This window comes from Pseudomonas inefficax, assembly GCF_032164165.1.
Taxonomy (GTDB): domain Bacteria; phylum Pseudomonadota; class Gammaproteobacteria; order Pseudomonadales; family Pseudomonadaceae; genus Aquipseudomonas; species Aquipseudomonas inefficax.
This window is the reverse complement of the sequence record NZ_CP134401.1, coordinates 2,321,448-2,348,117: the sequence shown is the minus strand read 5'-3', so window position 1 is coordinate 2,348,117 and position 26,670 is coordinate 2,321,448. Positions and strand designations below refer to the sequence as shown.

General features: G+C 64.0%; 23 protein-coding genes and 1 pseudogene. 8 read left to right on the top strand and 16 right to left on the bottom strand.

The window, feature by feature from the left end; genetic code table 11:
- Positions 1–10 precede the first annotated feature (10 nt).
- Together RIN61_RS10485 and RIN61_RS10480 are read left to right on the top strand one after the other, a co-directional pair.
- On the top strand, positions 11–1,036 hold the full coding sequence (locus RIN61_RS10485) for a putative 2-aminoethylphosphonate ABC transporter substrate-binding protein (RefSeq protein ID WP_313857060.1): 1,026 nt from the start codon (positions 11–13) through the stop codon (positions 1,034–1,036).
- A gap of 133 nt (positions 1,037–1,169) precedes the next feature.
- On the top strand, positions 1,170–1,718 hold the full coding sequence (locus tag RIN61_RS10480) for a phosphonate degradation HD-domain oxygenase (RefSeq protein WP_313857057.1): 549 nt from the start codon (positions 1,170–1,172) through the stop codon (positions 1,716–1,718).
- Between the two features lie 125 nt (positions 1,719–1,843).
- Here the strand turns inward: RIN61_RS10480 and RIN61_RS10475 are convergent, their stop codons facing one another.
- Both RIN61_RS10475 and RIN61_RS10470 read right to left on the bottom strand, forming a co-directional pair.
- Positions 1,844–3,208: a GTPase/DUF3482 domain-containing protein gene (locus RIN61_RS10475; RefSeq protein WP_313857055.1), complete on the bottom strand. Its 1,365-nt coding sequence runs from the start codon at positions 3,206–3,208 to the stop codon at positions 1,844–1,846.
- On the bottom strand, positions 3,201–4,592 hold the full coding sequence (locus RIN61_RS10470) for a DUF2868 domain-containing protein (RefSeq protein WP_207879181.1): 1,392 nt from the start codon (positions 4,590–4,592) through the stop codon (positions 3,201–3,203). Before RIN61_RS10470 ends, RIN61_RS10475 begins: the two co-directional genes overlap by 8 nt.
- 54 nt (positions 4,593–4,646) lie before the next feature.
- On the opposite strand from RIN61_RS10470, the gene RIN61_RS10465 reads away from it, so the two are divergent.
- On the top strand, positions 4,647–5,162 hold the full coding sequence (locus RIN61_RS10465) for a dihydrofolate reductase (protein WP_112249729.1): 516 nt from the start codon (positions 4,647–4,649) through the stop codon (positions 5,160–5,162).
- A 179-nt stretch (positions 5,163–5,341) separates the two neighbouring features.
- Here the strand turns inward: RIN61_RS10465 and RIN61_RS10460 are convergent, their stop codons facing one another.
- Positions 5,342–6,733, bottom strand: coding sequence for an L-cystine transporter (locus RIN61_RS10460; protein WP_313857052.1), 1,392 nt, complete (start codon positions 6,731–6,733; stop codon positions 5,342–5,344).
- Positions 6,734–6,977: 244 nt separating this feature from the next.
- Here RIN61_RS10460 and RIN61_RS10455 point away from each other — a divergent pair, with 244 nt between their 5' ends.
- On the top strand, positions 6,978–8,033 hold the full coding sequence (locus tag RIN61_RS10455; protein WP_112249727.1) for an HAD family hydrolase: 1,056 nt from the start codon (positions 6,978–6,980) through the stop codon (positions 8,031–8,033).
- A gap of 247 nt (positions 8,034–8,280) precedes the next feature.
- Here the strand turns inward: RIN61_RS10455 and ilvD are convergent, their stop codons facing one another.
- The 3 genes from ilvD to RIN61_RS10440 all read right to left on the bottom strand — a co-directional run bounded on the left by ilvD (position 8,281) and on the right by RIN61_RS10440 (position 12,400).
- Entirely contained in the window at positions 8,281–10,122 is a 1,842-nt protein-coding gene (ilvD, locus tag RIN61_RS10450; protein ID WP_112249726.1) for a dihydroxy-acid dehydratase, read from the bottom strand.
- A gap of 339 nt (positions 10,123–10,461) precedes the next feature.
- On the bottom strand, positions 10,462–11,658 hold the full coding sequence (locus RIN61_RS10445) for a class I SAM-dependent rRNA methyltransferase (protein ID WP_313857047.1): 1,197 nt from the start codon (positions 11,656–11,658) through the stop codon (positions 10,462–10,464).
- Between the two features lie 202 nt (positions 11,659–11,860).
- On the bottom strand, positions 11,861–12,400 hold the full coding sequence (locus tag RIN61_RS10440; RefSeq protein WP_112249723.1) for a type 1 glutamine amidotransferase domain-containing protein: 540 nt from the start codon (positions 12,398–12,400) through the stop codon (positions 11,861–11,863).
- Between the two features lie 191 nt (positions 12,401–12,591).
- Between RIN61_RS10440 and RIN61_RS10435 the strand changes: the two genes are divergently transcribed.
- On the top strand, positions 12,592–13,410 hold the full coding sequence (locus tag RIN61_RS10435; protein ID WP_181457298.1) for an HDOD domain-containing protein: 819 nt from the start codon (positions 12,592–12,594) through the stop codon (positions 13,408–13,410).
- Between the two features lie 3 nt (positions 13,411–13,413).
- Positions 13,414–14,226 carry a bifunctional DNA-formamidopyrimidine glycosylase/DNA-(apurinic or apyrimidinic site) lyase gene (mutM, locus tag RIN61_RS10430; RefSeq protein ID WP_112249719.1) on the top strand — a complete coding sequence of 271 codons (813 nt, stop codon included), beginning with the start codon at positions 13,414–13,416 and terminating at the stop codon, positions 14,224–14,226.
- A 134-nt stretch (positions 14,227–14,360) separates the two neighbouring features.
- Here mutM and RIN61_RS10425 read toward each other — a convergent pair whose 3' ends face one another.
- The 5 genes from RIN61_RS10425 to RIN61_RS10405 form a co-directional block, all read right to left on the bottom strand.
- Positions 14,361–14,612, bottom strand: a complete 252-nt coding sequence (locus tag RIN61_RS10425; protein WP_013974644.1) for a YfhL family 4Fe-4S dicluster ferredoxin — start codon at positions 14,610–14,612, stop codon at positions 14,361–14,363.
- A gap of 108 nt (positions 14,613–14,720) precedes the next feature.
- Positions 14,721–15,200 (bottom strand): pantetheine-phosphate adenylyltransferase, encoded by a 480-nt coding sequence (coaD, locus tag RIN61_RS10420; protein WP_112249717.1) that lies wholly within the window; start codon positions 15,198–15,200, stop codon positions 14,721–14,723.
- A 112-nt stretch (positions 15,201–15,312) separates the two neighbouring features.
- Positions 15,313–16,911: a GMC family oxidoreductase gene (locus RIN61_RS10415; RefSeq protein WP_215520527.1), complete on the bottom strand. Its 1,599-nt coding sequence runs from the start codon at positions 16,909–16,911 to the stop codon at positions 15,313–15,315.
- A gap of 20 nt (positions 16,912–16,931) precedes the next feature.
- Positions 16,932–17,417 carry a twin-arginine translocation pathway signal protein gene (locus RIN61_RS10410; protein ID WP_215520526.1) on the bottom strand — a complete coding sequence of 162 codons (486 nt, stop codon included), beginning with the start codon at positions 17,415–17,417 and terminating at the stop codon, positions 16,932–16,934.
- 10 nt (positions 17,418–17,427) lie between these two features.
- Positions 17,428–18,858 (bottom strand): coniferyl aldehyde dehydrogenase, encoded by a 1,431-nt coding sequence (locus RIN61_RS10405; RefSeq protein ID WP_313857041.1) that lies wholly within the window; start codon positions 18,856–18,858, stop codon positions 17,428–17,430.
- 151 nt (positions 18,859–19,009) lie between these two features.
- Between RIN61_RS10405 and RIN61_RS10400 the strand changes: the two genes are divergently transcribed.
- Positions 19,010–19,675 (top strand): TetR/AcrR family transcriptional regulator, encoded by a 666-nt coding sequence (locus RIN61_RS10400; RefSeq protein ID WP_025340981.1) that lies wholly within the window; start codon positions 19,010–19,012, stop codon positions 19,673–19,675.
- A 47-nt stretch (positions 19,676–19,722) separates the two neighbouring features.
- A complete protein-coding gene (locus tag RIN61_RS10395) occupies positions 19,723–20,577 on the top strand; it encodes a sulfurtransferase (protein WP_112249710.1) in 855 nt (284 codons plus the stop codon).
- Positions 20,578–20,720: 143 nt separating this feature from the next.
- Here RIN61_RS10395 and RIN61_RS10390 read toward each other — a convergent pair whose 3' ends face one another.
- From RIN61_RS10390 to RIN61_RS10370, 5 genes and pseudogenes are all read right to left on the bottom strand, one after another.
- Positions 20,721–21,713 (bottom strand): hydrolase, encoded by a 993-nt coding sequence (locus RIN61_RS10390; protein WP_112249706.1) that lies wholly within the window; start codon positions 21,711–21,713, stop codon positions 20,721–20,723.
- Between the two features lie 60 nt (positions 21,714–21,773).
- Complete coding sequence (locus RIN61_RS10385) at positions 21,774–23,174, bottom strand: M16 family metallopeptidase (RefSeq protein WP_313857037.1); 1,401 nt, start codon at positions 23,172–23,174, stop codon at positions 21,774–21,776.
- A complete protein-coding gene (locus tag RIN61_RS10380) occupies positions 23,171–24,514 on the bottom strand; it encodes a M16 family metallopeptidase (RefSeq protein WP_112249702.1) in 1,344 nt (447 codons plus the stop codon). The genes RIN61_RS10385 and RIN61_RS10380 overlap by 4 nt, the downstream gene beginning before the upstream one ends.
- 71 nt (positions 24,515–24,585) lie before the next feature.
- Positions 24,586–25,188 (bottom strand): 16S rRNA (guanine(966)-N(2))-methyltransferase RsmD, encoded by a 603-nt coding sequence (rsmD, locus tag RIN61_RS10375; RefSeq protein WP_313857034.1) that lies wholly within the window; start codon positions 25,186–25,188, stop codon positions 24,586–24,588.
- A pseudogene (locus tag RIN61_RS10370) lies at positions 25,188–26,540 on the bottom strand (M16 family metallopeptidase); the annotation flags it as partial. The pseudogene RIN61_RS10370 and the gene rsmD, both read right to left, overlap by 1 nt.
- Between the last annotated feature and the right edge of the window lie 130 nt (positions 26,541–26,670).

Genomic DNA, 26,670 nt, shown 5'->3' with positions numbered 1-26,670 from the left:
GAACCTACCCATGTACAAGCACCTTGCACTTGCCGCTGCCGTTTCCGCCGTGTTCAGCCTGCAGGCTTCGGCCGCTGGTACCCAGCTGACGGTCTACACCGCCCTGGAAGCCGAACAGCTGAAGAGCTACAAGCAGGCCTTCGAGAAGGTCAACCCGGACATCGAGATCAAGTGGGTCCGTGACTCCACCGGCATCATCACTGCCAAGCTGCTGGCCGAGAAAGACCGCCCGCAAGCCGACGCGGTGTGGGGCCTGGCCGCTTCCAGCCTGGCCATCCTCGACCAGAACGGCATGCTCGAAGCCTATGCACCGAAGGACCTGGGCAAGATTGCCGCCAACTACCGCGATGCTGCCAACCCGCCAGCCTGGGTCGGTATGGACGTGTGGGCCGCCACCATCTGCTTCAATACCATCGAGGCCGAGAAGCAGGGCCTGAGCAAGCCGGTGAGCTGGCAGGACCTGACCAAGCCTGAGTACAAAGGCAAGATCGTCATGCCTAACCCGGCCTCGTCCGGCACCGGCTTCCTGGATGTCAGTGCGTGGTTGCAGACTTTTGGCGAGCCGCAGGGTTGGGCGTACATGGATGCGCTGCACCAGAACATCGGCCAGTACGTTCATTCCGGTTCCAAGCCGTGCAAGCTTGCCGCAGCGGGTGAATTCCCGATCGGTATCTCGTTCGAGTACCCGGCCGTGCAGCTCAAGCGCCAGGGCGCGCCGCTGGATATCGTGCTGCCGAAGGAAGGCCTGGGTTGGGAGATCGAGGCGACTGCGGTGATCAAAGGTTCGCCAAAAGCGGATGCGGCCAAGCGCCTGGCTGATTTCTCGGCAAGCCCGGCGGCCATGGAGCTGTACAAGGAGAACTTTGCCGTGCTGGCTGCGCCGGGTATTGCCAAGCCGCAGACCGAGCTGCCGGCGGACTATGAACAGCGCCTGATCAAGAACGACTTTGCCTGGGCCTCGAAGAACCGTGACCAGATCCTGGCCGAGTGGCGCAAGCGCTATGACGGCAAGTCGGAGAAGGTGGCCCAGCAGTAACCTGCACCGGCCTCTTCGCGGGTGAACCCGCTCCCACAGGTACCACGCAGTCCTTCAGCTGTGTGCGATCCTTGTGGGAGCGGGCATGCCCGCGAAGAAGCCACTGCTGTAATCCCGCCAGGAATAAACAGTGATGCCCACCCCAGCCCAGATCATCGTCAGCACCTTCGCGCTGTACGAACGCCATGGCAGTGACGACTACATTGGCGAAGCCATCACCCAGCTCGAACACATGTCCCAAGCCGCGCAACTGGCCATGGCCGAAGGCTTCGACGACGAAGTGGTGCTGGCGGCGTTCTTCCACGACATCGGCCACCTGTGCGGCGGTGACGCCAGCATGGGCGGCTATGGCGTGGTCAGCCATGAGCGCATCGGCGCCGAGTATTTACGCCGCTGTGGTTTCGGCGAGCGCATGGCGCGGCTGGTGCAGTATCACGTGGAGGCCAAGCGCTACCTGACTTTGCGCCAGCCTGGGTATTACCAGCGCTTGAGTGAAGCGAGCCGGCGGACCCTGGAGTATCAGGGGGGCGTGATGAGTGAGGGCGAGGCGGATGTGTTCGAGCGGGATCCGCTGTTCGAGGTGAGCTTGCGGATGAGGGAGTGGGATGAAATGGCCAAGGAGATTGGGGTGCCGGTGGTTGATCTGGGTGGGTTGAAGCAGAGGGCTTTGGCACTGCTTTGAGAGATGGGCTGCCTGTGCCGGCCTCTTCGCGGGTGAACCCGCTCCCACAGGAATAGCGCACATCTCAAGGAATGTGAGATACCTGTGGGAGCGGGCATGCCCGCGAAGAGGCCAGACCTGCCCACTCAGAATTGTGAAACCAGCGCCTCCAGCTGCTCCTGCCGCTCAGCCTGATTCAGCTTCGCCCCAGGGTTCAACGTGGACCATTGCGGGTGCGCCCGCGCCTTGCTCAGCGCCTCCGGCAACTTGCCCTCCCGCCAGGCTTTCTCATCCAGTTCCCCCAGCCGAATGCTGTCCTGCGCCGCATGCCCGCGGTTTTCCAGCGCCACCATCAACTGCTGCTGACGCAAGGCCAACAAGCGCAACACCGTATCGTCCACCGTCAGCTCGCGCTTGCCCTTGAGCTTGCCCATCAACCGTGAACCATAGTTGCGCGCCGTTTGCAGCGCGCCGCCGGCAATCGCCCCGGCCAGGGCGGCAGCCCCCAGTGTCAGGCCGCCGACCAGCAGGTCCACCCCGGCACCCGCCGCAGCACCGGCGGCCACACCACTGCCCAGGCGCACGCCCAGCAGCTTCAAGGTTTCGGGGTTGAACAGGTCATCGCCCCAACGGCCATCCAGCAACGGCAGGTCACTGGGATGGGCGTCCTCGCGGCGGAAGGCATACAGCTTGAGCAGTGCTTCGACGCAGCGCTGTTCGCGCTGGCGCACCTCCTGCCGCAATGCCTCGATGGCCCGGGCTTCGGCAACCGGGTCGGCCTCGACGCTGCGCCGGCAGGCGGCGCAGTCCAGCAGCAGCTCGGCAATCAGGCGCTTGCCGCTGTGCCGGCGCGCCAGGCGCTGTGCCTGCTGGTCATCGATCAGCCGCTGCAGGGCCGGTCGGGCGTCCTCCAGCAGCAGGGCCAGGCTTTCGTACAAACGGCGCTCGCCATCCTCTGGCGGTGCCACGCTGTCAAACCGCACCAACGCGTGAAGCCCAAGCCTGGCAAGGGCTTCACGCCATTGCGGCTCGCGGTGCTGATGGCTGGCGACGAAATTGAGCACCGGTAGCAGCGGCTTGCCGCAGCTGGCCAGCACTTCCAGTTCGTCGCGGTATTTGGCCAGCACCGGTTCACGGGCGTCGATTACATACAAGCCGGCATTGCTGGCCAGCAGCTGGCGTAGCACCTTGGCTTCCTGCTCGAAACGCTGGCGTGCCTCGCTGCCTTGCAGAAAGCGCTCGAGGCGGGCCGGACCATCCAGGCGCTCACCCGGGCGCTCCAGGCGCTCGAGGTAGTCGAGCAGGGCGATGGCGTCTTCCAGGCCCGGGGTGTCGTACAGCTCGAGCAAGGGTTCGCCGTCCACCGACAGCCGCGCACCTTCCACATGGCGGGTGGTGCTGGGGCGGTGGGAGACTTCGCCAAAGCCGACATCGCGCGTCAGGGTGCGCAGCAGCGAGGTCTTGCCGACGTTGGTGTGGCCGACCACGGCCAGTTTCAGCGGCTCAGTCATGGCCATGCTCCAGCCAGGTCAGCGGCGAGGTATCGGCATACGCCAGGCCAAGGCGGTCGAGGGCTTCGTGCCAGTCGCCCAGGCGCTGGGCGTCCAGGGCCTCGCCCGGTGCGGCCTGCAGTAGCCAGATACGGGTGGCACCGGCGTTGCGTGCCAGCTCGGCGAGCAGCGCCAGGCTGCCACGGTCGGGCGAGCGGCGTGGGTCGCAAGCGATGGCCAGGCGTGCCGGTGGAAAACGGCTGAGCTGTTCGAGCAGGCGGTTGCGCGATTCGCGGCTGTCGAGCACGCCAGCACTGGTCACGTTTTTCGGCAGGGCGGGCGGCCAGGGGTGCTGGTCGTCCAGCTCCAGGCCGACCAGCAGGGCACCACTGCTGCCGCTTTCCAGTTGGCCAGCGGCAAACTGCGGCAGTGCTTCGGGCGCGGCATCCTGGACACCGATGCGTTCGCTGCGCGGCATCAGCGCTTCACGCAATTGCGCGTAACCGGGCAGGCTGAGGTCCGGCGCCAGGCGCTGGCGGCCTTGGCGCCAGCGCCACAGGCTCAGCCCGGCCAACAGCAGGCGCGGCAGCAGGCCGTACACCAGCACCACGCCAAGCAGCCAGCTGGCCCAGGCCTGGCGCGCCAGGTCCAGGGCCGGCTGGCTATCGCCGCTGGCGCGGATCATGGCCTCGTCGGGTACCGTGAAGCCCAGCAACGAGGGCAGTGCGCCCAGGGCCCGGGTCAGGTGGATGAACGGGTCGGCGGCGAGCAAGGTGGTCTCCCAGACAAAGCCATAGCGCCGGGTCGCCAGCAGGGCCAGCAGCATGCCCAGCGCGGTGATCATCCCCAGCAGCCACAGGCCATGCACCAGCAGGCCGAGCAGCCAGCGGTTGAGGCGCTGGCGTTGCAGCAGCACCAGCAGCGCCGGTGCCAGGTGCGCGGCCTTGGCGTCGCGGGCAAAGCGTTCGCTCAACCATAGCCACAGGCGGCCCAGCCCCGCGCCATGCTCGCCGCTCAGGGCAAAGCCGATGGCCCAGCCCAGCAGCATCAGCAGGTTCAGCCCGAGCAGGCTGCCCAGAGCCCAGAACACATTCACCGGGCGCTGTCCGTCGCCCAGGGCGGCCAGCGCCAACCCTGCGCCGCTGAGCATGGCCAGCACCAGCAAGGCCAGCAACGCCAGGCGTGCACCCTGTTTCCAGTGGCGCAGGGCGGTGCTGATGCCGTCGCGTTCGGCCAGGAACAGGGCACGGGTTTCGATGCGGGCCGCCAGGTCACCGCCTGCCTGGCGGGCGCGGCGGTTGGCTTCCTGGTCCTCCAAGGGGCCGGCATGTTCCTCGCGCAGGCGTATCGCTTCGGTGAGCCAGCGCTTGTCCAGTGAAGTCGGTGCGGTCACAAGGTCTTCCATTGCACAGGTCAGGGCAGAAGCATAACCCACACGCCCGGTGCTATCCTCGCTGGCATGAATACATCACTCCCCCTCAGCCTGATCGCGGCTCACGCCGAGAACCGCGTGATCGGCATCGACAACTCCATGCCCTGGCATCTGCCGGGGGACTTCAAGTACTTCAAGGCCACTACCCTGGGCAAGCCGATCATCATGGGGCGCAAGACCTGGGACTCGCTGGGCAGGCCATTGCCGGGGCGTTTGAATATCGTCGTCAGCCGCCAGGCGGGATTGGAACTGGCGGGGGCCGAGGTGTTTGCATCGCTGGAAGAGGCGCTGCTGCGGGCCGAGCAGTGGGCGCGAGAGAAGGGTGTCGATGAGCTGATGCTGATTGGCGGGGCGCAGCTGTATGGGCAGGCGCTGGAGAAGGGGTTGGTCAGCCGGATGTACCTGACGCGGGTCGAGCTGTCGCCGGAAGGGGATGCCTGGTTCCCGGAGTTTGATCGGGAGCAGTGGAAGCTGGTGTCGAGCGAGGCGCAGGCTGAGGAAGGTAAACCTGCGTACCACTTTGAGGTTTGGGACAGGGTTTGAGATTTTGGGGCTGCTTTGCAGCCTATCGCGACACAAGGCCGCTCAGGGACCACGTGAGGTCGAGGCCTGCGCGGTCCCTGTGGGAGCGGGTTCACCCGCGAAGAATCCAACGCGGTGCATGGCACCGGCTTCGCCGGTGTTCGCGGCTAAAGCCGCTCCCACAGTGGCTCGACAATCCGTCAGGTATGGCTCAGCTCGGCATGTTCATCGCCAGCCAGCATATTCTTGTCGGTCTCTTTCAGCAGCTGGCTGGTCACCACCCCTGCGGTCATCGAACCGTTCACGTTCAACGCCGTACGGCCCATGTCGATCAGCGGCTCTACCGAAATCAGCAACGCCACCAGTTCCACCGGCAAGCCCATGGCCGGCAGCACGATCAGGGCGGCGAAAGTAGCACCACCACCCACACCGGCAACACCTGCCGAACTCAGGGTGACGATGGCCACCAGGGTGGCGATCCACAGCGGGTCGAAGGTATCGATGCCCACCGCCGGTGCCACCATCACCGCCAACATGGCGGGATAGAGGCCGGCGCAGCCGTTCTGGCCAATGGTGGTCCCGAACGATGCACTGAAGCTGGCAATCGACTGCGGTACGCCCAGGCGGCGGGTTTGCGCTTCGATGTTCAGCGGAATGCTTGCGGCGCTGGAGCGGCTGGTGAAGGCGAAGGTCAGTACCGGCCACACCTTGCGGAAGAAGCGCAGCGGGCTCACGCCGGTGGCGGCGAGGATAACGCCGTGCACCACGAACATCAGCGCCAGACCCAAATAGGACACCACCACGAAACTGCCCAGCTTGAGGATGTCTTCCATGTTCGAGCTGGCCACCACCTTGGTCATCAGCGCCAGAACGCCATACGGGGTGAGCTTCATCACCACCCGCACCAGGCGCATCACCCAGGCCTGCAGGGTGTCGATGGCCGTCAGCGCGCGTTCGCCTTTCTCGGCATCGTCCTTGATCAGTTGCAGTGCGGCCAGGCCGAGGAACACGGCAAAGATCACCACGCTGATGATCGAGGTCGGCTTGGCCCGTGCCAGGTCACCTACCGGGTTGCTGGGGATGAACGACAGCAGCAGCTGCGGGATGTTGAGGTCGGCAACCTTGCCAGCGTAGTCGCTGTGGATAACCTGCATGCGCGCGCTTTCCTGCGCGCCAGCTACCAGGCCTTCGGCGCTGAGGCCGAACAGGTTGGTCAGGACGATGCCGATCAACGCAGCGATAGCGGTGGTCAGCAGCAGGGTGCCGATGCTCAGCACGCTGATGCGGCCCAGCGAAGAGGCGTTGTGCAGGCGCGCCACGGCACTCAGGATCGAGGCGAAGATCAGCGGCATGACGATCATCTGCAACAGGCCGACATAGCCGTTGCCGACCAGGTCGAGCCAGGTGATGGTGGCCTTGAGCACAGGGTGGCCAGCGCCATAGATGGTATGCAGGACCAGGCCGAACACCACGCCCAGCACCAGGCCCAGCAATACCTTCTTGGCCAGGCTCCAGTCGGTGCGGCGGGTTTGTGCCAGGCCCAGCAGCAGGGCCAGGAACGCCAGCAGATTAAGGGACAGCGGCAGATTCATTGAAGCTCCAGCGGAAAAAAGCAGAAGAGGCATCGCCTCTGTGAGCGATTGCGAACGGAAATGCTAACAGCCTGAAAACAAACGAATTTATACCTAAATCGAATGTGCATAGTCGTTTATGGAATAACGGCGTGTCGCGGATTGCAATGAACAAGGCGTTTGCAGTTGCATGAGGGTCGTTATCGAGGCCTGTCGACGGGGATTGTTGCACTAGCGTTTCCGGGTCATTTCAGGAGATTCATGCATGAAATTCGCTCCGAAAGCCGTCGCCATCAGCCTGTCCCTGCTGTTCAGTATCGAAACCTTCGCCACCGAGCTCAAACACTGGCCCGCCGAGGCAGCCAGGCAGCTCGACAGCATGATTGCCGCCAATGCCAACAAGGGTAACTACGCGGTGTTCGACATGGACAACACCAGTTACCGCTACGACCTTGAAGAGGCCTTGCTGCCGTTCATGGAAAACAAAGGCCTGCTGAGCCGCGACAAGCTCGACCCCTCGTTGAAGCTGATGCCGTTCAAGGACACCGCCGAGCATAAGGAAAGCCTGTTCAGCTACTACTACCGGCTGTGCGAAGTCGATGACATGGTCTGTTACCCGTGGGTGGCCCAGGTATTCTCCGGCTTTACCCTGCAGGAGCTGAAAGTGCAGGTGGATGAGCTAATGGCCTCGGGCAAGCCGATCCCCGCCACCTATTACGAAGGGGACCAGGTCAAGGCCATCGAGGTACAGCCGCCCAAGGTCTTCAAGGGCCAGACCGAGCTGTACAACAAGCTGATGGAGAACGGTATCGAGGTCTACGTGATTTCCGCCGCTTCCGAGGAGCTGGTGCGCATGGTCGCGTCGGACCCCAAGTACGGCTACAACGTGAAGCCGCAGAACGTGATTGGCGTCAGCCTGTTGCTGAAGGACCGCGCCAGCGGCCAGTTGACCACCGCACGCAAGCAGATCAGCGCCGGGCAGTATGATGCCAAGGCTAACGTGGGGCTGGAGCTGACCCCGTACCTGTGGACCCCGGCCACCTGGATGGCGGGCAAGCAGGCGGCGATCCTGACCTACATCGATGAGTGGAAGAAGCCGGTGCTGGTGGGGGGCGATACGCCGACCAGCGATGGCTACATGCAGTTTCATGGGGTGGATGTGGGCAAAGGCGGCATCCACTTGTGGATAAACCGCAAGGCCAAGTACATGGATCAGATGAACGGGATGATTGCCAGGAATGCCGCGGCGCAGGCCAAGGAAGGGCTGCCGGTGACGGCGGACAAGAACTGGGTGATCGTGACGCCGGAGCAGATTCAGTAAGCCATGGGGTGCCTGTGCTGGCCTCTTCGCGGGCGCGCCCGCTCCCACAGAGACCCCACAGCCTTTGAGCCAGGCACCGTACCTGTGGGAGAGGCCTCTTCGCGGGTAAACCCGCTCCCACAAGGACCCCACTGCCTTTGAGTCAGGCGCTGTACCTGTGGGAGCGGGTTTACCCGCGAAAGGGCCCTTGCAGGCATAAAAAAACCGGCGCTCTGGGCGCCGGTTCTTCTTTCACACCTTCAGAGCCTCACAGCCCTTCGAGCATCGCCTTGTTACGCACAGCACCCTTGTCGGCACTGGTCGCCAGCAGGGCATAGGCCTTCAGCGCGGTGGTCACTTTGCGTGGGCGTACTTCAGCCGGTTTCCAGCCCTTCTTGTCCTGCTCGACTCGGCGCTCGGCCAGCTCTTCGTCGCTGACCTGCAGGTTGATCGAACGGTTCGGGATGTCGATCAGCACCTTGTCGCCGTCGCGCACCAGGCCGATGGCGCCGCCAGCGGCGGCTTCCGGCGAGGCGTGGCCGATCGACAGGCCCGAGGTGCCGCCCGAGAAGCGGCCGTCGGTGAGCAGGGCACAAGCCTTGCCCAGGCCCTTGGACTTCAGGTACGAGGTCGGGTACAGCATTTCCTGCATGCCCGGGCCACCTTTCGGGCCTTCGTAGCGGATGATCACGATGTCGCCGGCCTTCACTTCGTCAGCGAGGATGCCGCGTACGGCGCTGTCCTGGCTCTCGAAGATCTTCGCGGTGCCTTCGAATACGTGGATCGACTCGTCGACGCCGGCAGTTTTCACCACGCAGCCGTCCAGCGCGATGTTGCCGTACAGCACGGCCAGGCCGCCTTCCTGCGAATAGGCGTGCTCGACACTGCGGATGCAGCCTTCGGCACGGTCCAGGTCCAGGCTCGGCCAGCGGGTCGACTGGCTGAACGCGGTCTGGGTCGGGATGCCGGCAGGGCCGGCCTTGAAGAAGGTGTGCACGGCTTCGTCATCGGTCTGGGTGATGTCCCACTTGGCGATGGCTTCTTCCATGCTGCGGCTGTGCACGGTCGGCAGGTCGGTGTGCAGCAGGCCGCCACGGGCCAGCGAGCCGAGGATGCTGAAGATGCCGCCGGCACGGTGCACGTCTTCCATATGATACTTCTGGATGTTCGGCGCAACCTTGCACAGCTGTGGCACCTTGCGCGACAGGCGATCGATGTCGCGCAGGTCGAACGCTACCTCGGCTTCCTGGGCTGCAGCCAGCAGGTGCAGGATGGTGTTGGTCGACCCACCCATGGCGATGTCGAGCATCATGGCGTTCTCGAACGCCTTGAAATTGGCGATGTTGCGCGGCAGTACCGACTCATCGTTCTCGCCGTAGTAACGCTTGCACAGCTCGACGATGGTGCGGCCGGCGGTGAGGAACAGCTGTTCGCGGTCGGCGTGGGTGGCCAGGGTCGAACCGTTGCCGGGCAGGGCCAGGCCCAGGGCTTCGGTCAGGCAGTTCATCGAGTTGGCGGTGAACATGCCGGAGCACGAACCGCAGGTCGGGCAGGCGCTGCGCTCGTATTCGGCGACTTTTTCGTCGGAAGCCGAGGAGTCGGCGGCAATGACCATGGCGTCGACCAGGTCCAGGCCGTGGCTGGCCAGCTTGGTCTTGCCGGCTTCCATCGGGCCGCCGGACACGAAGATTACCGGGATGTTCAGGCGCAGGGCAGCCATCAGCATGCCGGGGGTGATCTTGTCACAGTTGGAGATGCACACGATGGCGTCGGCGCAGTGGGCGTTGACCATGTACTCCACGGCGTCGGCGATGATCTCGCGGCTTGGCAGCGAGTAGAGCATGCCATCGTGGCCCATGGCGATGCCGTCATCGACCGCGATGGTGTTGAATTCCTTGGCCACGCCACCGGCGCGTTCGATTTCGCGGGCGACCAGCTGGCCCAGGTCCTTCAGGTGCACGTGGCCCGGGACGAACTGGGTGAACGAGTTGGCGATGGCGATGATCGGCTTCTTGAAGTCTTCGTCCTTCATCCCGGTGGCACGCCACAGGGCACGGGCGCCGGCCATGTTGCGGCCTTGGGTGGAAGTCTTGGAACGATAATCAGGCATGAAACACTCCTGGCGGCTTAATCAGGTCACTAAAAGGGGAGTGAGCTTCTCTATGTCCTTTGCGCCGCAGGCCGGTTGCCACTGGCACGGATGGGGGCCGAAGACCGCGCGGGATCGCCGCGTGCTTGGGCAGAGCTCATAAACCCGCCGGGGATGACTGGCGATGAATAGGCCGATTCTACACCGCTGGCGCGGCGAGGGAATGCAGATATGGATAGTTGGCCCTTTTGAAGCCTGAGGGGACTCTGTGGGAGCGGGTTCACCCGCGAAGACGGCGGTAGCCACGCCATCGCATTCGCGGGTAGACCCGCTCCCACAGGGTCAGAGTTGCCTTGTCTGTCAGCTGTTGGGCAGCAACCGACAGGTAATGCTCTTGATGTAGCGGGTTTCGGCGATGGCCGGGTGCACCGGATGGTCCGGGCCCTGGCCGCCGCGCTCGAGCAATTGCATATTGCGGTCCAGATGGCGGGAGCTGGTCAGCAGGATGTTGTGCAGGTCGTCCTCGGGCAGGTGCATCGAGCACGATGCGCTGACCAGGATGCCGTCCTTGCTCAGCATGCGCATGGCCTGCTCGTTGAGGCGGCGGTAGGCTGCTTCGCCGTTTTTCAGGTCCTTCTTGCGCTTGATGAAGGCGGGTGGGTCGGCAATGATCACGTCGAAGCGCTCTTCGGCGGCCTTCAGTTCGCGAAGGGCTTCGAACACATCACCTTCGATGCAGGTCAGCTTCTCGCTGATGCCGTTCAGCGCGGCGTTGCGCTCGACGCCGTCCAGGGCGAAGCCCGAGGCATCCACGCAGAACACTTCGCTGGCGCCGAAGGCGCCGGCCTGCACGCCCCAGCCACCGATGTAGCTGAACAGGTCGAGCACGCGCTTGCCTTTCACGTACGGCGCCAGGCGTGCACGGTTCATGCGGTGGTCGTAGAACCAGCCGGTCTTCTGGCCTTCGCGTACCGGGGCTTCGAATTTGACGCCGTTCTCTTCCAGCGGCACCCAGTCCGGGACTTCACCGTAAACGGTCTCGACGTAGCGCTGCAGGCCTTCGGCGTCACGCGCGGCGGAATCGTTCTTGAACAGGATGCCGCTGGGCTTGAGCACCTGAACCAGCGCTGCAATCACGTCATCCTTGTGCGCTTCCATGGTGGCTGAGGCCAGTTGCACCACGAGGATGTCGAAGAAGCGGTCTACCACCAGGCCTGGCAGCAAGTCGGAGTCGCCGTAGACCAGGCGGTAGCACGGCTGGTCGAACAGGCGCTCGCGCAGCGACAGGGCGACGTTGAGGCGGTGCACCAGCAGCGATTTGTCCAGCGGCAGCTTGATATCACGCGACAGCAGGCGCGCGCAGATCAGGTTGTTCGGGCTCAGCGCGACGATGCCCAGCGGCTTGCCATTGGCTGCCTCGAGAACAGCCTGCTGGCCGGCCTGGAAGCCTTGCAGCGGGGTCGCGCTGACGTCGACTTCGTTGCTGTAGACCCACAGGTGGCCGGCGCGCAGGCGGCGGTCGGCGTTGGCTTTGAGGCGTAGGCTGGGCAGGGACATGACGTCGCTCCGGGAAAAAAGAGCGGGATTATAGCCTGTTGCCTGGGCACGCGTCCCTTGCAGGAGCGGCCTTGCGTCGCGAAAGGGCTGCGCATCGGTCCCCGGAACTTCAGCAGCGGCGCATAAATTGCCGGGGCCGCTTTGCGGCCCTTTCGCGACACAAGGCCGCTCCTACAGGTCTCGCGTAGGCCATGAGATGGCGTCAGGCTGCCAATGCCTTGATCAGTTGCTGGTTGAACGCCGGAATGTCATCGGGTTGGCGGCTGGTGATCAGGTTGCCATCGACTACCACTTCTTCATCCACCCAGTCCCCCCCTGCATTGCGGATGTCGTCCTGCAGGGTCTTGTAGCTGGTCAGCCGCTTGCCCTTGGTTAACCCGCACGACACCAGCAACCAGCCACCATGGCAGATCACCGCCAGCGGCTTGCCAGCCGAATCGTGGCTTTTCACCAGTTTCTGCGCAGCGGGGATCAACCGAATCGTGTCAGAATTTTGCACGCCGCCGGGCAACACCAGGGCATCGTAGAGGTCCAGGTGGGCGCTTTCGAAGGTTGCGTCCACGGCGAATTCATCGGCCGGCTGGTCGTGGTTCCAGCCGCGTACCGTTCCCTCCTTGTCGCTGAGGATGTCCACCACCGCGCCGCTCTGTTCCAGGGCCTCGCGAGGGCCTGTCAGTTCCACTTGCTCGAAGCCGTCGGTGACCAGGAAAGCCACTCGCTTGCCGTTCAGTTCTGCACTCATTGGCCTTGCTCCTTTGCTTGATGAATATGAGAAGGAGGCCTGGATGGATAAGGTAAAGTTCCGGCGCAACGATTCAGTGGTTGGTCCCTTTCCGCTCTGGAGGGTTAGAATCGGCGGTCCCAAACGAGTGTGCACGTATGTCCCAAGAACTCAGCGCCGAACAGATCCAGCAAGCCTTGCAAGGCATCACCATCCCGCCGCAACCGCAGATCATGGTCGACCTGCAGTTCGAGCAGTACATGCCTGACCCTGACCTGGAAACCATCGCCAAGCTGATTTCCCAGGACCCGGGCCTCTCGGGCGCCTTGCTCAAGCTGGTCAACTCCCCGCATTTCGGCCTTTCCAACAAGATCGGTTCGATCCAGCGCGCGGTGAACCTGCTGGGCAGCCGTTCGATCATCAACCTGATCAACGCCCAGTCGATCAAGGGCGAGATGTCCGACGAGACCATCGTTACCCTCAACCGCTTCTGGGACACCGCCCAGGACGTGGCGATGACCTGCCTGACCCTGGCCAAGCGCACCGGCATCCAGGCGGCGGACGAGGCCTACACCCTGGGCCTGTTCCATGACTGTGGCGTGCCGCTTATGCTCAAGCGCTTCCCCGACTACATGGAGGTGCTGGAAGAAGCCTATGCCAAGGCCGACGAGGAAACCCGCGTGGTCGATACCGAAAACCGCGCGTTCAACACCAATCATTCGGTGGTCGGCTATTTCACGGCCAAGTCCTGGCGCCTGCCCGAGCACCTCAGCGCGGCCATTGCCAACCACCACAACGCCCTGGCGGTGTTCCGCGACGAGAGCTCGCGCAATACCCAGAACCAGCTGAAAAACCTGCTGGCGGTGCTGAAGATGGCCGAACACATCTGCGCATCGTACCGGGTGCTGGGCAACCAGACCGTGGACCACGAATGGAATGTGGTCGGCCCGCTGGTGCTCGATTACATTGGCTTGTCGGAATACGATTTCGAGAACCTCAAGCAGAACATTCGCGAGTTGGGTGGGCACTGACACATGCCGGAATTGCCAGAAGTAGAAACCACCCGGCGCGGTATTGCGCCCCATCTGGAGGGCCAGCGCGTCAGCCGGGTGGTGGTGCGTGACCGGCGCCTGCGCTGGCCGATTCCGGAAGACCTGGATGTGCGCCTGTCGGGGCAGCGCATCGTCAGTGTCGAGCGGCGCGCCAAGTATCTGCTGATCAATGCCGAGGTCGGCACCCTGATCAGCCACCTGGGCATGTCGGGCAACCTGCGCCTGGTCGAGCTGGGCCTGCCGGCGGCCAAGCATGAGCATGTGGATATCGAGCTGGAGTCGGGGTTGATGCTGCGCTACACCGACCCGCGCCGCTTTGGCGCGATGCTGTGGAGCCTGGACCCGCTCAATCACGAGCTGTTGCTGCGCCTTGGGCCGGAGCCGTTGACCGACCTGTTCGGCGGTGAGCGCCTGTTCCAGCTGTCACGCGGCCGATCGATGGCGGTCAAGCCGTTCATCATGGACAACGCGGTAGTGGTGGGTGTGGGCAACATCTACGCAACCGAGGCGCTGTTTGCCGCCGGCATCGACCCTCGTCGGGAGGCGGGCGGGATTTCCCGGGCGCGCTACCTGAAGTTGGCGATCGAGATCAAGCGCGTGCTGGCGGCGGCGATCGAGCAGGGTGGCACCACGCTACGCGACTTCATCGGTGGCGACGGGCAGCCTGGGTACTTCCAGCAGGAATTGTTCGTGTACGGACGGGGCGGGCAGCCGTGCAAGGTATGTGGCACGGAGTTGCGCGAGGTGAAGCTGGGGCAACGGGCCAGCGTGTTCTGCCCGCGCTGTCAGCGCTGAGGCTAGGGCCGCTGTGCGGCCCAATTCGCGGGTGAACCCGCTCCCACAGGTACAGCGCAGGCCTTGAGGGTAGTGCAATACCTGTGGGAGCGGGTTTACCCGCGAACAAGGGCGAAGCCCTTGCCATACAGCGATCAGGCTTTGCCGGTGATTCGGCGGTACTTGGCCATCAGTTCTTCTTCGGTTTCCGGGTGCGCTTCATCCAGCGGGATGCAGTCGACCGGGCAGACCTGCTGGCACTGCGGCTCGTCGTAATGACCCACGCACTGGGTGCACAGGTTAGGGTCGATCACGTAGATCTCTTCGCCTTGGGAGATGGCCTCGTTCGGGCACTCGGGTTCGCAGACGTCGCAGTTGATGCAATCGTCGGTGATGATCAGGGACATGGGGACTCCGGCCGGGGCTCAGCGCCCGGGCATGTTCAACGCAGTGGGCACAATTGTGCCGCATTCGCGCCCGCAGTGCACGCGGGCGCGATGATCAGCCGCTAAAGATTACTTCTTGAAGCGTTCGGTCAGCGCATCTGCCACCACTGGGTGGACGAACTTGCTGATATCCCCCCCCAGCGCGGCAATTTCCCGGACCAGGGTCGAGGAAATGAACGAGTAGCGCTCCGAAGGCGTGAGGAACAGGCTTTCGACGTCGGGCGCCAGTTGCCGGTTCATGTTCGCCAGCTGGAACTCGTACTCGAAGTCGGACACCGCACGCAGGCCGCGCAGGAAGACGTTGGCGCCCTGTTCCTTGGCGAAATGCGCCAGCAGCGAGGAGAAGCCGATGACTTCGACATTGGGCAGGTGCTTGGTGACCTCACGGGCGAGACCCACCCGTTGTTCCAGCGGGAACAGCGGGTTTTTCTTGGGGCTGGCCGCCACCGCGATGATCACGTGGTCGAACAGCCGCGAGGCGCGCTCGACCAGATCGCCATGGCCTTTGGTAATGGGGTCGAAAGTACCCGGGTACAACACTCGGTTCATCGCGTCATCCTGGCTGGAGTGCGTTGGGGAGTCGGATGGTAGCGCAGCGACGGCGCCCCGGCCAAGTCATGCGGCCGGCTGATGGCACTATAGACAGGGGCCCGGTTGCTTGTCATGCGCTGTGTGCCAGGCGGGCGACCAGCGCTTCGGTGAGCTTGGCGCTGATGGCATACACCGACAGTTGCGGGTTGGCACCGATGCTTGTGGGGAACAGCGAGCCGTCGTGAATCGACAGGTTTTCCAGCTGGTGATGGCGGCCAAGGCTGTCGCACACCGCCTGGCGCGGGTCGTCGCCGAGGGCGCAGCCACCCATCACGTGGGCGCTGCCCAGGCGCGTGCGGAAGGGCTCCAGGTGCAATTTGTCGATCATGGCCAAGGCCTGCTCCAGGCTGGATGCAGCGCTGGCATCGCTGTGCACCGGGGTGACCTGGGTGGCGCCGGCGGCGAACTGGATCTGCGCCATGCTGCGATAGGCGCGGCGCAGACCGTCGCGCAGGTAGTCGGTGATCGGGTAATCGAGCACCGGTGAGCCATCGCCGCGCAGCTCCACGGCGCCGCCCTGGCTTTGCGGGTGGAAGCCGTCACGCAGCAGCGCCAGCATCACGTGGGTGTGTGGCAGTTCGGCCATGCGCCGGGCATTCTCGTGGCCATGCCCGCCCAGCAGCGTGCTGGCCAGGGCAGGGTGCAGCGGAGGTACTTCCAGCTTGTAGCCAACCGGGCCGTCGCTGCCGTCTTGCCACTGGAAGTGGTCACTGTAAATGGACTGCGGCGCGCCGTAGTAAGGGTCGATACGGTCGTTGAAGCGTGCAGCGCTGAAGTTGACCAGGTGCAGGAAGGTGCGTTTGCCAAGGCGTCCGTGCGGGTCGGGCGCGTCGGAGCGCAGCAGCAGGGCCGGGCTGTTGATGCCGCCACCGGCAAGGACGTAGTGACGTGCGCGAACGCGGACCTGCCGGCCTGTGGCGTGTATGCCCTGGCTATCCAGGGCCTGGCATGACAAGCCCTGGATGCGCTCGCCGTTGTGTTCGAAGCGCTCGGCCCGAGCCAGGTACAACAGCTCGCCGCCCCGTTCCAGGGTGGCGGGAATTCGCGTTACCAGCATCGATTGCTTGGCATTGACCGGGCAACCCATGCCGCAGTAGCCCAGGTTCCAGCAGCCGCGCACGTTGCGTGGGATCACTGCCCAGCGATAGCCCAGCTGTTCGCAGCCACGGCGCAGCACGTCATTATTGGCATTCGGTGGCAAGGCCCATGGGGTGATGCCCAGTTCCTGCTCGATGCGTTCGAACCAGGGGCGCATTTGCTCTTCGCCCAGGCCGGTCACGTCATGGGCCGCGGCCCAGTGCGCCAGGGTCTGTGGCGGCGTGCGAAAGCTCGAGGTCCAGTTGACCAGCGTGGTGCCGCCCACGGCACGGCCCTGGAGGATGGTGATGGCGCCATCCTTGCTCATGCGGCCCAGGCCTTCCTGGTACAGGCTGGCATAGGCTTCGTTTTCCAGCAGGTGGAAATCGCTGCTGGTCTTCAGCGGGCCTTCTTCGATCAGCAGCACCTTGAAGCCGGCAGTGCTGAGCATCTGTGCGCTGGTAGCCCCACCGGCGCCACTGCCGATCACGGCAACGTCGGCCTCCAGCGTGAGGTCGTGCTCCAGGCGCGACGCGTCGTGGGTGATCCAGCCGCGTTCCAGGCCTTGGCGAAAGGGGTCGGGTACAGGCATTGGCGCTGCTCTTGTCGTTTTCAGATTTTCGGTGGCCCCGGGTAACCGCAGTGGGCCCAGGATTCAGGGCGTTCATACCAGGCCATCTGCAGCAACTGCAGCAGCGAGGCGTGGCCCATGCGCAGCAGGTTCAGCGAGCTGCGCTGCCAACGTTGCAGGAAGGCCGTGACCTGCGCGGTGCTAGCTTGCTCCCATGCACCCCAGACACCGGTCAGTGGGCCGCGGGTGAGCGGCAGGTTGAGCACGTCGAACAACTGCCGGGTGAGCTTGAGCATTTCCGGCGACAGCGCCGCCAACTTGTGGTCGAGGCTGTGCAGCACCAGAGTCTCGGCGGCCTGCGTGCCGGCCAGTACCACCGGGATCAGCGCGTTCAGCAGCGGCAGGTCGTCGTCGCGCAGTACCTGGTAGCCCGTCGCGGCTGTCTGTGCGCTGCAGCCGACCAGGCTGGTACCGGCCAGAAAGACGCTGGCGCCAAGGCTGAAACGCAGCAGGTCGCGGCGGTGCATGGGCCGGCCCTCAGCGGATGAAAAGCTTGAAGACCAGACGCTGCAGGGCTTTGCCATAAGGCGGGTAGATCAACCGGGCAGCGTTGAGGCATTGCTTGGCCAGCACCGCCTTGGCCTTGCTGAAGGTCAGGAAGCCGTCATGGCCATGGTAATGGCCCATGCCTGAAGGGCCGATGCCACCGAACGGCAAGTCATCCTGAGCCACGTGCAGCAGGGTGTCGTTCAGGCATGCCCCGCCGGAGTGGGTGTGGCGCAACACCTGCTCCTGAGCGGCGCGGTCATAGCCGAAGTAGTACAGCGCCAGAGGGCGCGGGCGCTGGTTGATATAGGCCAGTGCCTGCTCGAGGCTGTCGTAGGGCACCAGCGGCAGCAGCGGGCCGAAGATTTCGTCCTGCATCACCTGCATGCCGTCGTTCACCTCCAGCAGCAGGTGGGGTGGCAGGCGCCGGCCCTGGCGGGTTTCACCGGGGTACAGGTCGAGCACCTGCGCACCTTTGGCGTGGGCATCGTCCAGCAGGTGCTGCAAGCGCTGCAGCTGGCGCGTGTTGATGATGGCGGTGTAGTCGGGGTTGTCGGCGATGCGCGGGAACAGCCGGTGTACGGCACGCTGGTAGGCTTCGCTGAAGGCCTCCAGCCGCTCGCGTGGCACCAGTACGTAATCGGGGGCGACGCAGGTCTGCCCGGCGTTGAGGGTCTTGCCGAAGGCGATGCGCTCGGCGGCGCTGTCCAGCGGTACGTCGGCCGAGACTATGGCTGGCGACTTGCCGCCCAGTTCCAGAGTGACGGGGGTCAGGTTGTGCGCCGCAGCCAGCATTACCTGGCGCCCGACGCTGGTGGCACCGGTGAACAACAGGTGATCGAACGGCAGGCGGGCAAAGGCCTGACCTACCTCGACCTCGCCGAGCACCACGCTGACCAGATCGGTGGGGAACACCTGCTCCAGCAGTCGCTTGAGCGCCTGGCCAGTGGCGGGCGTGGCTTCGCTGAGCTTGAGCATGACCCGGTTGCCGGCGGCCAGGGCACAGGTCAGCGGGCCGATGGCAAGGAACAGCGGGTAGTTCCACGGCACGATGATGCCGACCACGCCCAGGGGTTGGTAGCGCACCTGAGCGCTGGCCGGCTGGAAGGCCAGGCCGACCTTGCGCCGGCTGGCGCGCATCCAGCGCTGCAGGTGCTTTTCGGCGTGGCGCAGGCCTTGCACCGAGGGCAGCAGCTCGGCCAGCAAGGTCTCGTCGGCGCTGCGCCCCTCAAAGTCCTGGCCGATTGCCTCGATCAGTTCGGCCTGGCCGGCCAGCAAGGCTTCCCGCAGGCTTTTCAGCCATTGGCGCCGCTGCGCCGCCGCTGGCAAGGGGTTGCCGGAAAAGGCCTGGCGCTGGGTGGCGAACGTCGCCGCAAGGTCGAGGTCGGATTGCACAGGGGGCAAGGCACTGGGCGAGTTCATGGCGGCTTCGAGTCCGGGCAGGGAATCCCTAGAGCCTATACTCTAATTTGTACCATGGTGCGAATTTTTCCGCGTTGTCGAGCGGTGCATTCCATTGCCAATACGCCGTAAGATGACCCTTTGATGAAGGCCCGCAGACTGGGAGCTGAGCATGGCCCCGCGCATGAAGACCCGAGAGCGCATCGTGCAGAACAGCCTCGAGCTGTTCAACCAGCAGGGCGAACGCAGCGTCAGTACCAACCACATTGCCGCGCACATGGAAATTTCGCCCGGCAACCTGTATTACCACTTCCCCAACAAGCAGGCGATCATCGCTTTGCTGTTCAGCCAGTACGAAGAACTGGTGGACAGCTTCCTGCGCCCGCCGCAAGGCCGCGCGGCGACCGTGGAAGACAAGCGCTTCTACCTCAAGGCCCTGCTGGCGGCGATGTGGAACTACCGTTTTCTGCATCGCGACCTGGAGCACCTGCTGGACAGCGACCCGGAACTGGCCGCCCGTTATCGGCGCTTTTCCGAGCGCTGCCTGCGCCAGGGCCAGGCGATCTACCGCGGCTTCGTCGAGGCGGGCATCCTGGCCATGGCACCAGCGCAGATCGAATCGCTGACCATCAACGCCTGGATCGTGTTGACGTCCTGGGTACGTTTTCTCAGCACCACGCGGGAGCATTCCGCGCACCTGGGTGAAGAAGCCTTCAAGCGCGGCGTCTACCAGGTACTGGTGCTGGAGCTCGGCTTCGTCACCGACAACGCCCGCAATGCGGTGGACGCCCTTTGCCAGGAATTCCATGTACCGTTCAACCAGGCCCTGGAGCACTAGCCCAGGGCCTTAGTGCTATCGATAGTGCCATCGATCAGGAGATTGTCATGCCCCTAGCGCAATTGATCACCCCGCAGCAGTTGGCCGAGCGTCTGGGCTCGCCCAAGTTGGTGATCCTCGACTGCCGCTTTGCCCTCGAGGATGTGGACTATGGCCAACGCAGCTATGCCCAGGGGCATATTGCCGGGGCGCATTTTGCCGACCTGGAGCGTGACCTCAGCGGGCCGGTGAGCAAGGGGCGCACCGGGCGCCACCCGTTGCCGGATGCACGCCGGCTGGTCGAGCGCTTGCGTGAGTGGGGCCTGGACGACGACAGCGAGGTGGTGCTGTACGACGACGGCCCTGGTGCTTTTGCCGCCCGTGCCTGGTGGCTGCTGGCCTGGCTGGGCAAGCGCAGCGGCGTGGCGATCCTCGACGGTGGCCTGAAGGCCTGGCATGCGGCGCACCTGCCGCTCAGCCTGGACCCGCCGCTCAAGCGGGAAGGCACCTTCAACGGTGAGCCGGACGGCAAGCTGCTGATCGATGCCGAGCACCTGGCCAAGCGCTTGGGTAACGCAGACCTGACCTTGATCGATGCGCGTGCCTTGCCGCGTTTCCGTGGCGAAGTGGAGCCGATCGATCCGGTGGCCGGGCATATTCCCGGGGCGCAGTGCGCGGCATTTACCGACAACCTGGGAGCCGATGGGCGTTTCCTGCCGCCGGAGCAGCTAAAACAGCGCTTTGCTGAAAAGCTGGCCGGGCGTGCGCCGGAGCAGTTGGTGGCGTATTGCGGGTCAGGGGTGACGGCGTGTCATAACCTGTTTGCCCTGGCGTTGGCGGGGTATCCGCTGGGCAAGCTGTATGCCGGGTCGTGGAGCGAGTGGATCAATGATCCGGAGCATGGTGTGGCTACTGGCGAATAACAATGTATCTGCGGTTTTAGCAGGGACTCTGTGGGAGCGGGTTCACCCGCGAATACCGGCAGAGCGGGTGCCATCCACCGCGCCGGATTCTTCGCGGGTGAACCCGCTCCCACATGGATCGCGCAGTCTCAGGATATTCGGGACTAGCTACCTTCCACCAACCACTGCGGAATGCGCCGCTCCAGGTAGTACCCCGGGTTGCGCAGGCTGCCATCGACAAAGCCCACATGGCCGCCGCGGCTGTGCAGTTCGAAGCGGGTCTGCGGCGCCAGTTCGCGGGCCGTTGGCAGGCTGTGGCCGGAGACGAAAGGGTCATCGCTGGAGTGGATGATCAGCGTCGGCGTGCGGTTCTGGCCGAGGAAGAAATGACTCGATGAGCGGCGGTAGTAGTCGTGCGCATCGCGAAAACCGTTCAGCGGTGCGGTGACCTTGCCGTCGAAATCCCAAAACGTGCGCAGGTTACCCAACGGCCCCAGCCGTTGCAGCGTCGCCAGCCCTTCATGCTGGCCCTTGTCGTGGAAGTGCCGCTGCTTGAGCTGCACATAAGCCAGCATCTCGCGCATGAAATGCGCCTGGTACACCTTTGAAAAGCCCTGGCCGATGCGGTCGGCGCAGTGGTCCAGGCGAAACGGCACCGACACTGCCACCGCAGCCTGCAACTGGCTGGCGACACCGCTTTCGCCCAGGTACTTCAGCAGCACATTGCCCCCCAGCGAATAACCCACCGCATACAATGGCGCCAAAGGGCGCTGGGCGCGCAGGTGGCTGACGATTTCGGCCAGGTCTTCGCTGGCGCCGGAATGGTAGCTGCGTGGCAGCAGGTTGGGCTCGCCCGAGCAACCGCGCCAGTTCACCGCCACACTGGCCCAGCCGCGGCCTTGCAGCGCTTGTTGCAGGCCTTTGACGTAGGGCGAGTGGGAGGAACCGGTCAGCCCGTGCAGTACAAGCACCAACGGTGCATGCGGCTGGTGCGGGCCGTGCCAGTCCAGGTCTATGAAATCGCCATCGGCCAGCCACAACCGTTCGCGGTTGCGTTGCAGTTCGGGCAACTTGCGCCACAGGGGCCCCCACAGGGTTTGCAGGTGGGGGTTGGACAGGCCGATGGCCGGGCGGAATGTGGCGCTGGGGCTGGGCATGCTGGGCGACTCGTGATGTGCCTGCCTAGAGTGCCATGGAACAGCGCCACTGTACCTGCGCTATTGGTCGACCGGCGGTGCAACCGGCAGCGGCAATTGCTCTGTAACCGGGCCAAGCGTGACGAAAACCTGCGCGTCATGGTTCAACCATACCTGCGCGGCTTCACGCAGGTTCGCAGGCGTGAGTGCCCCGAGCTTCTCAAGGAAGGTGGCCAGGTGGTCTCCCGGTAACCCTTGATGGCTGTATGTCGCCAGCGCTTGGGCAAGTTTCGCGTTGTTTGCCAGATTGTGATGCAGTTTGCCTGCTATCTGGTTCACAGCCACATCGCATTCCGCCTGGCTGGGGCCCCGGTCGCGAAGGCACGCCAGTATGCCCGACACCAGCGCACCGGCCGCGTCTCTGTATTGAGGCGCGGTATCCCAGTGAATTTGCAACAAGCTCGCGGCGTCGAGTGGCTTCAAGTCGGAATAGATGGAGTAGGTCAGGTTTCGCAGGGTGCGTAACTCTTGCGACAACCGTGATTCATAGGTACTGCCGAGAATCACGTTCAGCAATGTCAACGCAGGGAATACCGGGTCGCGTGGTGACGCCTTGGACGAAACCGTCAGTATTGCTCGGGTCGCGCCCCCGGCGGCTTCCAGGTGCTGCACAAGTGGCTGATGTTCGGGCGCCGGTGGCGGGGCTGTTGCGGCCCACTCTTGCGGTAGAGCCCGGACGAGGTCGTTGATGAGTTGCTCTGCTTCTTCGCGGGTGAGGTCTCCCACCAGGCCGATATCGAGGTTGTTGGCCGAGTAGGCGCGTTGGTGGAAAGCCCTTATCTGCTCGTCGCTGATACTGGAGATAGTGTCCGCGGTGAGGCGGGAGGCATATGGGTGGCCTCTGAAGACATGTGCGGTTGTCGTGTCTGCTAGCCGTATCAAAGGGTGGTTGCCTAGCTTGGCCCGATTGAAAGCTATACGCTCGCGGATTTTTGCCACGTCAGGTTCACGAAAAGCAGGCCGAGCCAGCATGTCGGCAAGCAACTGCATGACGCTGGCACGTAACGTTGGCAGGCTCAGGCAGCGTAGTGTGATGACAGCACTGTCATCGCTGATTCTTCTGCTCAGGATTGCACTATAACCCTCTATCTGCTGCGCAAACTGCGCTGCATCGAGCTGCTCGGTCCCTTGATCCAGGCTATACAGTACAAGCGCTGCAAGCCCTGGGTTGGTGCCGTCGAGGACGCTGCCCGCGCGAAAGCGCAGTGCCAGGTCGAACATTGGACGGCCATGGGTTTCAATTAAGCTGACTTTCGCGCCTTCAGCGGTTTGCCACAGTTCCGGCGCGGCTTGCAAGGGTGGAACCTGACCAAGCTCGATATCCTGTGTGGACCGCAAATTGGCCATGGCCGCGAGGGCGGTATCGGTAGCGGGGCCGTCGCACAGCAGGGGCCGGGCGGTAAGGGAGTTGTTGTGGTTCATGCTGGCGCTCCTGGCTGAAGGTAGGTGATGGTCAGCCGTTCGCGTCCCAGATAATCCAACGCCACTTGTTGCACCTTCGCGCTCCCGAGATGGCGGATGATGGCGATGTCCTGGTCGATAACCGAGGCTGGAAGGCCGACGGCGGCGGCCGCGCCGATCTGCTCTGCCTGCGAAGCAAGGTCGTCGCGGCTGTATAGACGGCTCGCGAGCATGCGCAGCTTCGCGCGCTCGAGCTCCTCTGCGGACAGAACCTTGCTCCGCAGCTCGTCCACATGCTGGTAAACGGCCTCCGCGGCCTCTTCCGGCGTGGCGTTGGCGGTGTTCACATAGGCTGAAATCGTTAGCAGCGTGTCGCCCCGAACCAGCGGGTCATACGTCGTCCTGACGCCTGTCAGCATGCGTTTGTCCCGTACCAGATCGCTATACAGCCTGGAGCTGAAACCTTCGCCGAGCAGTTCGCTGAGCAGTTCCAGTGTTGGTGCCGTTGCCGTGTCCGGGGCGGTAGCTTTGCCTGGGACGTTGAACGACATGATGAGTCCGTCGCGTAATCCGGGCAGGCTCACAACATGGCTGCGTGCCTGTAGCAGCGTGTCGTGGCGCGGCACCGGCCGGTCGGCGATCGGTGCCTTGGGCAAGCTTGCGAAGTAACGTGTTACCTGTTGCCGAAGTGTTGGCAAATCCACGCTGCCGGCAACCACGAGGGTGGCATTGTTTGGCTGGTACCATGTGCGATACCAGGTACGGAGGGTCTCCAGCTTGATGTTGCCAAGGTCGGCCGGGTAGCCGAAAGTCGGGGCAGCGTAGGGGCTGGCCCCGTGTGCAAGAGCGCTATGCCGATCGAAGGCTTGTTGATCCGGTTGGATATCGAACTTGAGCCGGCGTTCGTCCTCGACCGCCTTGATTTCCCGGTCCATTTCGGGCTGAGCGAAGGTCGCGCTGTCCATGGCGTCGGCCATGATTTCCAGTGCGATTGGCAGGCGGGAGGCCGGTAGCGAGATTTCGTATGAAGTGGCGTCCAGGTGCGTGGTGGCATTGGCCTCGCCACCAATGCGCGCGATCACTCGGGAATACTGGCCGGCCGCAAGCTTGCTGCTACCTTCGAAGATCAAATGCTCCAGAAGGTGTGACAGGTTGGTATGGCCGATTGGTTCATCGCTGGAGCCCACGTGATACCAGAGTTGGACTGCGGCCAGCGAGGTATGGTGATCTTCCCGCAGGTAAACGGACAGGCCGTTTTCCAGGGTGAAATGCTGCAGCGGCGCGGGGGCGGCAGAAGCAAGTGCCGCAAGCCCCGCAGAAACCTTGTCGAGATCGACGGGCAAAGGTGTAGGCAAAGTCATCGTTGAAGTGCTCTGGTTGGGGTGAACCAGAACAGCTTCAGCGAATGAATGAGCCCGCCTGCACTAGATAATTAGCCCCGCTGCCAGAGTGCATAGTGCACCTGGCCGGTCTTTTTCTCGCGGTGCAGGCGCCAGTTGCCCGGCAGTTGCAAGGTCGACGGCGCAGCTTCGCTTTCGGTATAGACCCACGCCTGCTCGCGCAGCCACTGGTTCTGTTCCAGCAGGTTGCAGGTGTCTGCCAGCAGGTCCTGGTGGAACGGTGGGTCGAGGAACACCACGTCGAACTGCTGCTTGGCCGGGCCTTGCAGATAGCGCAGGGCGTCGGTCTGCAGGATTTGCCCGCGCGGGCAGCGCAGGATCTCGAGGTTGTTCTTCAGGTTGGCGATTGCCGCCGGGTTGCTGTCCAGCGCCACGGCCTCTTCGGCCCCGCGGGACAGGGCTTCGAGTACCAGGGCGCCGCTGCCGGTGAAGGCGTCCAGCACGCGGGCGCCCTCGATGTATGGCGCCAGCCAGTTGAATACGGTTTCCCGCACGCGGTCGGGCGTTGGTCGCAGGCCTTCACCTTCGGGCACTGCCAGGCGGCGGCTGCGCCACTCGCCGGCGATGATGCGCAGGTGGCCCTGGCCCTTGCTTTGGCCCGATTGGGGGCGGGCGGGTGGGGTGGATCTTGGCATTAATGCTCCGGTACCCCGAGCGGTTGCTCGGAGGGCTTGTCAGTGGGTGCTGGCAGCGCTTTTTGCGGCACTTTCGGGCCAACGGTGACGATCACCAGTTTATCGGCTGACAGGTGTTTGTTCATGGCCGCCTTGACCTGCTCGACGGTGAGGGCCTGGGATTGCTGCATGAAGTCCTCCAGCCAAGTCAGCGGCAGGTTGTAGAAGCCAATGGCGCCCAATTGGCCGACGATACTGGCGTTGCTGGCATTGGACAGCGGGAAGCTGCCGGCCAGTTCGCGCTTGGCATCGTCCAGTTCCTGCTGGGTGGGGCCGGCCTTGAGGTAGTCGGTGAGAATGTCCTGCACCAGCTTGAGCGTGCCTTCGCTGAGCTCGGCACGGGTCTGCAGGTTGATCATGAACGGGCCACGCACCTGCATCGGGCTGAACACCGAGTACACGCCGTAGGTCAGGCCGCGCTTTTCACGTACCTCGCTCATCAGCCGGGTGCCGAACGCACCACCGCCGAGAATCTGGTTGCCCAGTGACAGGGCCGGCCAGTCCGGGTCCTGGCGGTCGATGCCAAGCTCGGCCAGCATCAGGTGGGTCTGCTTGGACGGGAAGTCGATGTGGGTCAGCCCTGCCTTGGCGTCAGTGGGTTGGGCTGGTGCGGCCAGTGCCGGGCCCTTGGGCAGGCCGGCGGACACCTGGGCGGCGATGGCTTCGGCTTCGGCGCGGCTGAGATCGCCGACCAGGGCGATGACCGCATTGCCGCCGGTGTAGGCCTTGGCATGGAAGGCGCGCAGCTGCGCCAGGGTGATGCCGTTGATGCTTTCGGCAGTGCCGTCGCTCGGGTGGGCGTAGGGGTGGTCGCCATAGAGCTTGCCGAACAAGGCCTTGCCGGCGATTTTGCCGGGGTTCTGCTTTTCGTATTCGAAGCCGGCCAGCATCTGGTTCTTGATGCGCTTGAGAGCGTCTTCCGGGAAGGTCGGCTTGCCAGCAACCTCGGTGAACAGCTTGAGCGCCGGTTCGCGCTTGTCCTTGGCGCTGAGGCTGCGCAGCGAGGCCACGGCCATGTCACGGTAGGAACCGTTGCCAAAGTCCGCGCCCAGGCCTTCGAAGCCTTCGGCGATGGCGGTCACGTCCTTGCCGGCTACGCCCTCGTTGAGCATGGCATTGGTCAGCGCCGCCAGGCCCGGGGTGCCGGCGTCCTGGCTGCTGCCGGCGGCGAAGGTGATGCGCAGGTCGAACATCGGCAATTCGCGGGCCTCGACGAACAGCACCCGGGCACCTTCGGCGGTATTCCAGTGCTGTATGTTCAATTGGCGCCGGCTGGGTGCTTTGCCATCCAGCTCGGCTAGCGACTGCAAGGTATTGGCCGGGCGGGCCGCGCTGCTGTCGACCTTGGTGGCGTTGTCGGCCATGGCCGGAGCGGCCAGTACTGTTGCCAGGGCCAGGGCGCGGATACCCGTGGCCAGCAGGGTTGGGCGTGGCGTGCGGCGA